Annotated in this window: 7 protein-coding genes; all 7 read left to right on the top strand. The window is 59.0% G+C overall.

Going from position 1 to position 12,054, the window contains the following annotated elements:
• Nucleotides 1-18 precede the first annotated feature (18 nt).
• The gene (gene nusG, locus MAF45_RS06750; RefSeq protein WP_237978826.1) at nt 19-597 is read left to right on the top strand and encodes a transcription termination/antitermination protein NusG; all 579 of its coding nucleotides are present in this window, start codon (nt 19-21) and stop codon (nt 595-597) included.
• 124 nt (nt 598-721) lie between these two features.
• The gene (gene rplK / locus MAF45_RS06745; RefSeq protein WP_237978825.1) at nt 722-1,153 is read left to right on the top strand and encodes a 50S ribosomal protein L11; all 432 of its coding nucleotides are present in this window, start codon (nt 722-724) and stop codon (nt 1,151-1,153) included.
• Nucleotides 1,153-1,845 (top strand): 50S ribosomal protein L1, encoded by a 693-nt coding sequence (rplA, locus tag MAF45_RS06740; protein WP_237978824.1) that lies wholly within the window; start codon nt 1,153-1,155, stop codon nt 1,843-1,845. Before rplK ends, rplA begins: the two co-directional genes overlap by 1 nt.
• Nucleotides 1,846-2,173: 328 nt before the next feature.
• Nucleotides 2,174-2,704 carry a 50S ribosomal protein L10 gene (rplJ, locus tag MAF45_RS06735; protein WP_237978823.1) on the top strand — a complete coding sequence of 177 codons (531 nt, stop codon included), beginning with the start codon at nt 2,174-2,176 and terminating at the stop codon, nt 2,702-2,704.
• A 51-nt stretch (nt 2,705-2,755) separates the two neighbouring features.
• Nucleotides 2,756-3,133, top strand: coding sequence for a 50S ribosomal protein L7/L12 (gene rplL, locus MAF45_RS06730; RefSeq protein ID WP_237978822.1), 378 nt, complete (start codon nt 2,756-2,758; stop codon nt 3,131-3,133).
• Between the two features lie 254 nt (nt 3,134-3,387).
• Nucleotides 3,388-7,542, top strand: coding sequence for a DNA-directed RNA polymerase subunit beta (rpoB, locus tag MAF45_RS06725; protein ID WP_237978821.1), 4,155 nt, complete (start codon nt 3,388-3,390; stop codon nt 7,540-7,542).
• A gap of 14 nt (nt 7,543-7,556) precedes the next feature.
• Complete coding sequence (rpoC, locus tag MAF45_RS06720; RefSeq protein WP_237978820.1) at nt 7,557-11,834, top strand: DNA-directed RNA polymerase subunit beta'; 4,278 nt, start codon at nt 7,557-7,559, stop codon at nt 11,832-11,834.
• Nucleotides 11,835-12,054 lie beyond the last annotated feature (220 nt).

Genomic DNA, 12,054 nt, shown 5'->3' with positions numbered 1-12,054 from the left:
CGGTTGACGGAGAAAGAGATGACCGCTGAAGAATCGAAGCAGGAGCCTGCGCAGTCAAAGAACGCAGCCGGGGAGATGCACTGGTACACCCTGCATGTTTATTCCAGCATGGAAAAGAGCGCCTACAACGCCCTTACCGACCGGATCGCTCATTCTGATTTCAAGGACTGTTTTGGCGAAGTCCTCCTGCCGACCGAAAAGGTCGAGGAAATCCGCAACGGCCGCAAGGTGACATCGGAGCGGCGCCTGTATCCCGGGTACATCTTCATCCAGATGGTAATGAACGACGACACGTGGCACCTGGTCCGCAATACGCCGCGCGTGATGGAGTTCCTCGGCGGCAACCGGCCCACAAGAATTCCGGAATCCGACATCGCTCGAGTCAAGGGTACGGTGGCCGAGGGGGTTGAAAAGCCGAAGCCCAAGGTGCTCTTCGAGCTTGGTGAAACGGTTCGGGTCAAGGAAGGCGCTTTTGCAGACTTCAACGGGCGGGTTGATGAGGTCAACTATGACAAGAATCGCCTGAAGGTTCTGGTTTCAATTTTTGGGCGCCAGACACCGGTGGATCTTGCCTTCGACGAAGTCGAAAAAATTTAATTTAAATCAAAGCGAGATAATTTTTGTATTGAGTAATGAGCCTTTGATCTGTTAGAATCAAAGGCTCGTTTAATCTTGCATTGGGGAGCCTGATTTAGGGCGCAAAAACCCAAGAGGTAAACAAATGGCAAAGAAGATTATTGGTTTCATCAAGCTGCAGGTGCCTGCGGGTAAGGCTAATCCTGCGCCCCCGATCGGACCGGCTCTTGGTCAGCGCGGTCTGAACATCATGGAGTTCTGCAAGGCTTTCAACGCCAAGACGCAGTCCATGGAAAAGGGACTCCCGATCCCGGTTGTGATCACGGCTTTCTCCGACAAGTCCTTCACGTTTATCATGAAGACCCCGCCGGCGACCGTCCTGATCAAGAAGGCCGCTAAGATCGACAAGGGTTCTGCCCGTCCCCACACGAACAAGGTTGGCAAGATCACCCGCGCTCAGGCCGAGGAAATCGCCAAGGCGAAGGAGCCGGATCTTACGGCTGCCGATCTTGATGCTGCGGTCCGCACCATTGCTGGTTCTGCCCGCTCGATGGGTGTTACGGTGGAGGGTCTGTAATGGCTAAGAAGTTCTCTAAGCGTGTCGCTGCAAACCGGGCGAAGGTTGAAGCCGGCAAGCTCTACGACGTCAAGTCCGCCATTGATCTGGTGAAGAGCTGCGCCACCGCCAAGTTTGATGAATCGTTTGACGTTGCGGTCCAGCTGGGCATTGATCCGAAGAAGTCGGATCAGGTTGTCCGCGGAGCCTGTGTCCTGCCGGAAGGCACGGGCAAGGTGGTTCGCGTGGCGGTGTTTACCCAGGGTGCCAACGCCGAAGCCGCGAAGGCGGCGGGTGCTGACATTGTCGGCTTCGATGACCTCGCTGAAAAGATCAGGGGCGGTTTCATGGACTTTGACGTCGTGATCGCCTCTCCGGACGCCATGCGTGTTGTCGGCCGTCTCGGCCAGATCCTCGGCCCGCGCGGCCTGATGCCGAACCCGAAGGTTGGTACTGTCACCCCGAATGTCGCTCAGGCTGTCAAGAACGCCAAGGCCGGTCAGGTGCAGTTCCGCGCCGACAAGGCTGGCATTGTGCACGCCGCTATCGGCCGTGCTTCCTTTGACACCGCCAAGCTGCAGACGAACCTGAAGGCGCTGATTGACGCCCTCAACAAGGCCAGGCCTGCCGCCGCCAAGGGCGTCTACATGAAGAAGGTGGCTGTTTCTTCCACGATGGGCGTTGGTGTCCGCGTGGATATGAGCACCCTCTGATTTTTCAAGATTCACCCCGCCTTTGTTCGAAAGAAGAAGGGCGGGAGAGGCTGTGAGGCCTCAAGGGCTTTGGTGGCTCAGCCCTTAAGGGACTGGGCCAGAGTCAAAGACCGCTGGAGACAGATAGTTTCAAAAATCTTTCCTGCGCCGACCCGAAAGGCAGCGCAGAGAAAGATATCCAGCGCAGACGGCAAATACCGAAGAGAATGGATTACGTTGTACCGCTGGAATATTCCGGCGGAGCGGCAGAGATCTTCCTCTCTCGGGGTGAGCCGGTCATAAAGGAACCGGTGCTAGAAGTTTTAGCACCTCTGAGTGGAGCCAGACCATGGGTCTTAATCGTCAAGACAAAGCGGCTGTCATTGAAGAAGTGAAGGCGATTTTCGCCGAAAGCTCTTCCCTGATTTTCGCTGAATACCGTGGACTGAGCGTTGAAGCGATCACCGCTCTCAGGGCAGAGGCCCGCAAGAATGGTGTGAAACTGCGTGTTGCCAAGAACACCCTGGTTGCGCGCGCCGCGGCAGAAACGCCGTTTGCCTGCGCGGCTGACAAATTTGTCGGCCCGCTGGTCTACGGTTTTTCCGCTGATCCGGTTGCCGTTGCCAAGGTTCTGTTCAACTTCGCAAAGAAGAACGAAGCGTTCGTCATCAAGGGCGGCGTGATGGATGGCAAGGAACTCGACCTTGCTGCCATCGAAGCCTTGTCCAAGCTGCCGAGCCGCGACGAGCTGCTTGCCAAGTTGATGGCAACGATGAACGAACCGATTGCGAAGTTCGTTCGCACGCTCAACGAAGTTCCGGCGCGCTTCGTGCGCACCGTCGCTGCAGTTCGCGATTCCAAGGAGAAGGCTGCGGCCTGATCCCAGTAAGCTTTTTTATTTTCATACAACGTAATTTGGGAGTCATTCAAAATGGCGCTTTCCAACGAAGAAATCCTCGAGGCTATTGCCTCCAAGTCCGTTCTCGAAATCTCTGAACTCATCAAGATGATGGAAGAGAAGTTCGGCGTTTCCGCTTCCGCCGCTGTCGCTGTCGCTGCTGCCCCTGCCGCCGGCGCTGCCGCCGCTGCTGAAGCCAAGACCGAGTTTGACGTTGTCCTGGCTGACATCGGCGCGAACAAGATCAAGGTCATCAAGGTCGTCCGCGAAGCCACCGGCCTGGGCCTGAAGGAAGCCAAGGATCTGGTCGAAGCCGCCCCGAAGGCGATCAAGACCGCTCTGCCCAAGGCTGAGGCCGAAGAGCTGAAGAAGAAGCTCGAAGACGTCGGCGCCAAGGTCGAACTCAAGTAATTTTGCTTGAGGTTTTATCCGGTCTGGTATCCCCGGACCGGATAAAATAGCGCTAGAGCGCAGAAGTTTTTGAAAGAGGCTTGCACAGTCGAGCTTCTTTCAAAATCTTCCCAAATGAGTGAGAGACGTCGCCTTGCAGACGTGCAGGTTTATGCCGCTAGGATAGCAGTGCTTATCCAAGCGGCTTTTGCCGTCCCTTGCTTTTTCTTCTCCTGAGCCAGGATATTTCCTCGCTCGCGTCGAACGGAGTGTCCATGTCGTACTCGTTCACTGAAAAGAAGCGCATTCGGAAAAGTTTCGCCAATCGTCCGAGCGTCCTTGCAGTGCCTCCTCTTCTGGATATCCAACTGCGGTCTTACGCGGATTTCCTTCAGGCTGATGTGAAGCCCAATGCCCGCAAGGATATCGGTCTGCAGGCAGCCTTCAATTCGATCTTCCCGGTTTCCAGCCACAACGGGCTGGCCCGCCTCAGCTTTGTCAGCTACGACCTTGCCAAGCCGGAGTTTGACGTCGCCGAGTGCCAGCTCCGCGGACTGAGCTTCTGCAGCCGCCTGCGCGCGAAGATTCGGCTTGAAATTTACGACCGCGAATCTCCAACGACAGTCAAGGAAGTTCGCGAGAATGAAGTCTACATGGGCGAAATTCCGCTCATGACGGAAAAGGGATCCTTCATCATCAACGGATCCGAGCGAGTCATCGTTTCCCAGCTGCATCGTTCCCCCGGCATTTTCTTTGAGAACGACAAAGGCAAGACCCATTCCTCCGGCAAGCTGCTGTTTTCTGCGCGCGTGATTCCCTACCGCGGCTCCTGGCTCGATTTTGAGTTCGATGCAAAGGACATTCTGTACTTCCGCATCGACCGCCGCCGGAAGATGCCTGGTACGATTCTGCTGAAGGCCCTTGGCATGACCTCGGAGCAGATCCTCGCCCGGTTCTTCGAGTTCGACCACTTCACGCTCAAGTCTGAGGGCGCGCAGCTCGCGCTGGTTCCGGAGCGCCTGAAGGGCGATGCGATGGGCTTTGACATCCTTGACAAGGATGGCAAGGTGCTTGTCTCAGGCGACAAGCGCGTGAACGCCCGCCATGTCCGGTTGATCAACCAGGCCGGCATCAAGGAGATCCCCGTCCCCGACGAGTACCTGATCGGCCGTGTTCTGGCCAAGGACATCGTCTCGGAGGACGGCGAGGTCCTCGCTTCCGCCAACGCTGAAATTACGGACAAGCTGCTTGAGAGTCTGCGGGGAGCCGGTGTGAAGGACATTGACGTCCTTTACACGAACGAGCTCGACCACGGCGCTTACATTTCCGATACCCTGCAGCTTGACGAAACGGCCGACAAGCTTTCGGCGCGCATCGCCATCTACCGCATGATGCGCCCCGGCGAGCCGCCGACGGAAGAGGCTGTGGAAGGGCTCTTCGAGCGTCTGTTCTTCTCGGAGGATACGTACGATCTCTCCCGCGTCGGGCGCATGAAGATCAACGCGCGCTTCGGCAAGTCCGATCCCAAGGGACCTTCCACTCTGACCGCTGAGGATATCGTCGACACCATGCAGCTGCTCGTTGCGCTGCGCAACGGTCAGGACGATGTTGTCATGACCGATGACAACGGCGTGTCAAGGACTGTTCCTGTCAACGGCGTCGACGATATCGACCATCTCGGCAACCGTCGAGTCCGTTGCGTGGGCGAGCTGGCCGAAAACCAGTTCCGCGCGGGGCTCGTCCGTGTGGAAAGGGCGGTCCGCGAGCGCCTCGGCCAGGCCGATAGCGACGGACTCACCCCGCAGGATCTGATCAACAGCAAGCCCATTTCGGCGTCCATCCGCGAATTTTTCGGCTCCAGCCAGCTGTCGCAGTTCATGGATCAGACGAACCCGCTTTCGGAAATCACCCACAAGCGGCGCATTTCCGCCCTTGGGCCGGGCGGCCTCACCCGCGAGCGCGCTGGTTTCGAAGTCCGCGACGTTCATCCGACCCATTATGGACGCGTCTGCCCGATCGAGACTCCTGAAGGACCGAACATCGGCCTGATCAACTCCCTGGCCATTTACGCCCGGCTCAATTCCTACGGCTTCCTCGAGACGCCCTACAGGCGCGTTGTGGACGGCGTGGCAACGGACACCATTGACTACCTGTCCGCCATCGAAGAGGGCAAGTACATCATCGCCCAGGCCAATGCGGATCTCGATGAGAACAACCGGCTTACCCAGGAACTGGTCTCGTGCCATGAGAAGGGCGAGTTCGTTCTTGCACGACCTGCTGACATCCAGTACATGGACGTCGCCCCGTCGCAGATCGTCTCTGTTGCGGCCTCCATGATTCCGTTCCTCGAGCATGACGACGCCAACCGCGCCCTGATGGGTGCGAACATGCAGCGCCAGGCTGTGCCCTGCCTGCGGCCGCAGTATCCGCTGGTGGGAACCGGGATGGAGCGCACGGTTGCCGTGGACTCCAAGACGACGGTTCAGGCCCGCCGCGGCGGCATTGTCGACTATGTGGACGCCAATCGCGTCGTGATCCGCGTCAACGACAACGAAAGCGTTGCCGGTGAAGTGGGCGTCGACATCTACAATCTGCAGAAGTTCACCCGCTCCAACCAGTCCACCACGATCAACCAGCGTCCTATCGTCATGATCGGTGATCATGTTGCGAAGGGCGACGTGCTGGCCGACGGGGCTTCAACGGACCAGGGCGAGCTCGCCTTGGGCCAGAACATGCTGATCGCCTTCATGCCGTGGAACGGCTATAACTACGAAGACGCGGTTCTGGTCTCTGAAAAGGTGGTTGCAGACGACCGGTACACGTCCATCCACATTGAAGAGCTGTCCGTCGTCGCTCGCGACACCAAGCTGGGCGCTGAGGAAATCACCCGCGATATTTCGAATCTGCCCGAGCAGCAGCTCAACCGCCTCGACGACGCCGGCATTGTGTTCATCGGCGCGGAGGTCCAGGCGGGCGACGTGCTGGTGGGCAAAGTGACGCCTAAGGGTGAGACTCAGCTCACGCCCGAGGAGAAGCTGCTTCGCGTGATCTTCGGCGAAAAGGCATCCGACGTGAAGGACACTTCGCTGCGCGTGCCCTCGGGCATGTCCGGCACAGTGATTGATGTTCAGGTCTTCACCCGTGAAGGCGTCGAACGCGATTCTCGCGCCAAGTCGATCATCGAGAGTGAACTCAAGCGTTACCAGCGCGACCTGGACGACGAGCGCAGAATTGTCGAAACCGACGCCTGCGCCCGTCTGCGCCGCCAGCTCGCCGGTAAAAAGGCCCTGTCTGCGCCGAACGGGCTTGCCTCAGGCTCTGCTCTGACGGCCGAGTACCTCAACAGCCTTGATTCCCGCAGCCTGTTCTCGATTGTGATGGAAACCGAGGACGATCAGAAGCTGATCGACCTCACGCGCAAGGCCCTCGAGGACAAGGTGAAGGAGTTTGCCGATGCCTACAAACTCAAGGAAGACAAGCTCACGCGCGGCGACGAGCTGCCCCCCGGCGTCCTTAAGATGGTGAAGGTCTACATTGCGGAGCGCCGCCGCCTGCAGCCTGGCGACAAGATGGCAGGCCGCCACGGCAACAAGGGCGTGGTCTCGAAGGTCAATCCGGTGGAAGACATGCCTTATATGGCCGACGGGCGCCCCGCGGACATTGTCCTTAATCCTCTGGGCGTGCCTTCGCGAATGAACATCGGCCAGGTGCTGGAAGTTCATCTCGGGTGGGCGGCCAAGGGACTGGGCTGGAGGCTCCAGGAACTGCTCGACAGCGAGCGCGGCAAGCAGGTGAAGGAGGTCCGCGCCTTCCTGAACAAGGTCTACAACACGACCGGCAAGAAGGAAGACATCGACAGCCTTACCGATGATGAAGTGATCGCCATGGCCCGCCGGCTCCGCGACGGTATTCCGTTTGCAACGCCTGTGTTTGACGGCGCGAGCGAAAAGCAGATTAACCAGATGCTCGAGATGGCTTTCCCGGACGAGGAGGTCAAGAGGCTGCAGCTCACAAAGAACAGGACTCAAGCGACGCTCTACGACGGCCGCACCGGTGAAGCGTTCTCCTGCCCTGTAACGGTCGGGTACATGCACTACCTCAAGCTGCATCATCTGGTGGATGACAAGATGCACGCCCGCTCTACCGGTCCGTACTCTCTGGTCACCCAGCAGCCGCTGGGCGGAAAGGCCCAGTTTGGCGGTCAGCGTTTCGGCGAGATGGAAGTCTGGGCGCTCGAGGCTTACGGCGCTGCATACACCCTGCAGGAAATGCTCACGGTCAAGTCTGACGACGTGAACGGCCGCACCAAGATGTACGAAAACATTGTCAAGGGCGATCTGTCCATTGACGCCGGAACTCCGGAATCGTTCAATGTGCTGGTTCGTGAAATCCGCTCGCTTGGCATTGATCTCGACTATGTGAAAAATTAAGGACGGTTATCGGAATGAATAACGCCTTTCTCAATCTGTTTCAGCAGGTGCAGCAGGATAATCATTTTGATGCCCTGCGCATTTCGATTGCTTCTCCGGAGAAAATCAGAGAGTGGTCTTACGGCGAAGTAAAAAAGCCGGAGACGATCAACTACCGCACTTTCAAACCAGAGCGTGACGGACTCTTTTGCTGCCGCATTTTCGGGCCGATCAAGGACTACGAATGCCTTTGCGGCAAATACAAGCGGATGAAGCACCGCGGCGTCATCTGCGAGAAATGCGGCGTGGAAGTGACGCTGTCCAAGGTTCGCCGCGAGCGCATGGGACACATTGAACTCGCGAGTCCCGTGGCTCACATCTGGTTTCTGAAGAGCCTGCCGTCCCGCATGGGCATGGTGCTCGACATCCCGCTGCGCGACATCGAGCGCGTGCTCTACTTTGAAGCCTATGTCGTCGTGGATCCCGGCATGACCCCGCTCAAGCGCGGCCAGCTGCTGACGGAAGACGACTATGTCGCGAAGACCGAGGAGTTCGGAGACGAATTCAAGGCCATGATGGGCGCGGAGGCTATCCGCGAGCTTCTGAAGTCCATTAATATCCCGAAGGAGATCGAGCAGCTCCGCGCTGAGCTGAAGGAGACCAACTCCGACGCCAAGATCAAGAAGTACGCGAAGCGTCTTAAGGTGCTCGAGGGCTTCAACCGCTCCGGCATCCATCCCGAGTGGATGATCCTCGAGGTGCTCCCGGTGCTGCCGCCGGATCTTCGTCCGCTGGTTCCGCTCGACGGCGGGCGTTTCGCCACTTCGGATCTGAACGACCTGTACCGCAGAGTCATCAATCGCAACAACCGTCTCAAGAGGCTGCTTGAGCTGAAGGCTCCCGACATTATCGTCAGGAATGAGAAGCGGATGCTGCAGGAAGCCGTGGACTCCCTGATCGACAACGGCCGCCGCGGCAAGGCCATGACCGGCCCGAATAAGCGTCCGCTCAAGTCCCTGGCTGACATGATCAAGGGCAAGTCGGGACGCTTCCGCCAGAACCTGCTCGGCAAGCGCGTCGACTATTCCGGCCGCTCTGTGATTTGCGTGGGGCCGGAGCTCAAGATGCATCAGTGCGGCGTGCCGAAGCCTATGGCTCTCGAGCTGTTCAAGCCGTTCATCTACAACAAGCTCGAGATGCGCGGCCTGGCCAACACCATCAAGGCCGCCAAAAAGATGGTTGAAACACAGGATCCGGTCATTTGGGACATCCTGGAAGAGGTGATTTACGAGCATCCGGTGCTGCTCAACCGCGCCCCGACGCTGCACAGGCTGGGTATTCAGGCCTTTGAACCGAAGCTGATCAGCGGCAAGGCCCTGCAGCTGCCGCCGCTCGTGTGCGCCCCGTTCAACGCCGACTTCGACGGCGACCAGATGGCTATTCACGTGCCCCTGTCGCTGGAAGCTCAGCTCGAGGCCCGCACGCTTATGCTGTCGACGAACAACATCCTGTTCCCGGCCAACGGCGATCCGGCCAACGTGCCTTCTCAGGACATGGTGCTCGGCCTCTACTGGAGCACCCGCGCCCGCGTGAACGCACCGGGCGAGGGCATGTTCTTCGAGGACGTGGACGAAGTGCGCCGGGCTCTCGCTGCCAAGGTGGTTACGCTTCAGACCAGGTGCACGGTCCGCATCAAGGAGTACGAGCTCAATCGCGAGACTGGCGAGCTCAAGGATCATGTGATCCGCGTCGAGACCACGGCGGGCCGGGCGCTGCTGTCCGAAATCTTGCCGAAGGGCATGAAGTTCGCAGAAATCAACAAGACGCTGAAGAAGAAGGAAATCGGCCGTCTGATCGCAACATCTTTCCGCACCTGCGGCCTGAGAGCCACGGTGGATTTTGTGGATGCTCTGAAGAACCGCGGCTATTACCTGTCCACACAGGCGGGCATCTCGATCTGCGTGTCGGATATGAAGGTCCCAGCACAGAAGGACGAGCTTGTGGCTGCGGCTGAAAAAGAAGTGAAGGAAATTCAGTCCCAGTACACTTCCGGCCTCGTCACGCAGGGCGAGCGCTACAACAAGGTGGTGGACATCTGGGGCCGCACGGCCGATAAGGTCGGCAAAGTTATGATGCAGAACCTGTCCGTCGAGCCCGTTGTGGACCGCCACGGCAAGAAGACGATGCAGGAGTCTTTCAATTCCGTGTACATGGCCGCCGATTCCGGCGCCCGCGGCTCTCCTGCCCAGATTCGCCAGCTGGCCGGCATGCGCGGCCTGATGGCCAAGCCGGACGGCTCCATCATTGAAACGCCTATTACCGCGAATTTCCGTGAAGGCCTGAACGTGTTGCAGTACTTCGTTTCGACTCACGGCGCTCGCAAGGGCTTGGCGGATACGGCTCTGAAGACCGCGAACTCCGGCTATCTGACCCGCCGTCTGGTCGATGTGACTCAGGACCTCGTGGTGACCGAAGAGGACTGCGGCACGACCCGCGGCGTCAAGATGCGCGCTCTCGTGGAGTCCGGAGATATTGTCCAGGCTCTGCGCGACAGAATTCTCGGACGCGTGGCCGCCGAGGACATCCATAATCCCGAGACCGACGAGCTGATTGCGGCCCGCGGGACGCTGATTGACGAGGATATCTGCGACAAGATCGACGCAGCTGGAATTGACGAGGTCTCCGTCCGCACACCGCTGACCTGCGAAACCCGTCACGGGCTTTGCGCGAAGTGCTACGGACGCGACCTCGGGCGCGGCTCGCTGGTGAATGTTGGAGAGGCGGTGGGAGTCATCGCCGCTCAGTCCATCGGCGAACCGGGCACGCAGCTGACGATGCGTACGTTCCATATCGGCGGCGCGGCTTCCCGCGCGGCGGTCGCCTCCAGTGTTGAGGCCAAGGCTGCGGGCAAGGTGTCCTACACCTCGGCGATGCGCTACGTTACGTCCGACAAGGGTGAGCTTGTCGTCATCTCCCGTTCGGGCGAGGTCGTCGTTTCTGACGCCACCACCGGCCGCGAGCGTGAACGGCATAAGATCCCGTACGGCGCGACGCTGCTCGTGCATCCCGACCAGCTGGTGAAGGCCGGTGCTCAGATCGCGACCTGGGATCCGATGACCCGTCCGATCATTTCCGAGCACGCTGGTCAGGTCCGCTTTGAAAACGTGATTGAAAACGTCACGGTGATGAGCCAGACCGACGAGGTGACCGGACTGTCCACTCAGGTTGTGATCGATCCGAAGCGTTCCGGCGCCTCCGGCCACGGGTCCCGCAAGGGCGGGTCGGTGTCGACCCTGCGTCCTTTGGTTCATCTGCTCGATGTGAACGGCAACGAGGTCAAGGTTCCCGGCACGGACCACGCGGTGACAATTCAGCTGCCTGTGGGAGCTCTGGTGTTGGTTCGCGACGGCCAGAGCATCGGCCGGGGCGAAGTCCTCGCCCGCATTCCTGTCGAGTCTCAGAAGACCCGCGACATTACTGGCGGTCTGCCGCGCGTGGCCGAGCTATTCGAGGCCCGTTCCCCGAAGGATGCCGGCATGCTCGCCGAGGTGACCGGCACCGTGACGTTCGGCAAGGAGACCAAGGGCAAGCAGCGCCTCATCATCACCGATGGTGAAGGCAACGACCATGAGTTCCTCATCCCGAAGGACAAGACCGTGCTGGTTCATGACGGCCAGGTTGTCCAGAAGGGCGAGGAGATTGTGGATGGGCCGACGGATCCGCACGACATTCTGAGGCTGCTCGGCATCGAGGCCCTTGCTCGGTACGTTGTCGATGAGGTGCAGGACGTGTACAGGCTGCAGGGCGTGAAGATCAATGACAAGCACATTGAGGTCATTGTTCGCCAGATGCTGCGCCGCGTCATCGTGGAAAATCCGGGAGACACCGGGTTTATCCAGGGCGAGCAGGTTGAACGCGCCGAGCTTCTCGACGCCAATGACGCTGCCGTCAAGGAAGGCAAGCAGCCTGCCACTTACCAGAATCTGTTGCTTGGCATCACGAAGGCCTCGCTGTCGACGGACTCCTTCATCTCCGCCGCTTCCTTCCAGGAAACGACCCGGGTGCTCACCGAAGCCGCTATCATGGGCAAGGTTGATCACCTTCGCGGACTCAAGGAGAACGTGATCGTCGGCCGCCTGATTCCGGCTGGAACCGGGCTTGCCTATCACAAGGCCGTCAAGGCGAAGGAAGCCGCAGAGGCGGCTGAGGCCAGGGCTCTGGCCGAAGCTACCGCCGCCGAACAGGTGGCGGCGGCCTCGGAGCTTGCCGCGCAGAGCGCCTCAGCTCCCAAGGCTGATCCTTCTGCGCAATAAGCGGTAAGTTCTCGCGCAACAGGGCGGACCATCAGGAATGATGGCCCGCCTTTTTGCTTGGGGCGCAGATTAAAGTACCCGGAAGCTAAAAATCTTAAAAAATCAGAAGGTGACTTGACAATTCGGCCTTTAAAGTCCATACTCACATGTCTTTTCTCGGCAGGTGTGCGGAAGGTTTAGGCTTTGCCGCGCCTCGGCGGGGAAAGACTAAGTATGTATT

Origin of the sequence: Mesosutterella porci (assembly GCF_022134585.1) — a bacterium.
Classification (GTDB): Bacteria; Pseudomonadota; Gammaproteobacteria; order Burkholderiales; family Burkholderiaceae_F; genus Mesosutterella; species Mesosutterella porci.
The sequence above is the reverse complement of the archived record's forward strand: the minus strand, read 5'-3'. Positions and strand labels throughout refer to the sequence as shown.